This window comes from Variovorax sp. WDL1 (genome assembly GCF_001541225.1).
In the GTDB taxonomy this organism is placed as follows: domain Bacteria; phylum Pseudomonadota; class Gammaproteobacteria; order Burkholderiales; family Burkholderiaceae_C; genus Variovorax.
The window spans coordinates 1-376 of sequence record NZ_LMTS01000168.1 but is presented as its reverse complement, the minus strand read 5'-3'; the positions used below and the strand labels follow the sequence as shown (position 1 = coordinate 376).

Genomic DNA, 376 nt, shown 5'->3' with positions numbered 1-376 from the left:
CCGTCCGCACGGACGTGCTGCTGCTCGGACATACCGGCCTCGCTTACAGGATGCCGGTGGCTTCGGTGAGCAGCCAGATGCCGATCACGAGCAGCACCGCGCCGATGGCGACCGTGAGGCCGAACTGGCCCCAGGTCTTGCGGCCGGTGTGGATCTCCGCGTAGGTGCCGTAGGCGTGATAGCAGACGCCGATGAACATCGACGCCACCACCAGCAGGGCCACGAGCATGATGATGTCGTAGCCGTAGTTGCGGATCGTCTCCATGATGCCGTTGCCGGTGCCGCGCGTCGGGTTCTCCAACTGTGGCAGGCCTTGTGCGAACGACAGTGCGGGCAGCGCGGCGGCGCCCAGGGCCACGGCGGCGCGCTGGGCAAA

1 protein-coding gene is annotated in these 376 nt (G+C 67.6%); it reads right to left on the bottom strand.

What is annotated here, in order from left to right; translation table 11 throughout:
* Window positions 1–43: 43 nt before the first annotated feature.
* Window positions 44–376, bottom strand: a 333-nt coding sequence (locus APY03_RS23720; protein ID WP_198161282.1) for a TIGR03745 family integrating conjugative element membrane protein, incomplete at its 5' end; no start/stop codon positions are given.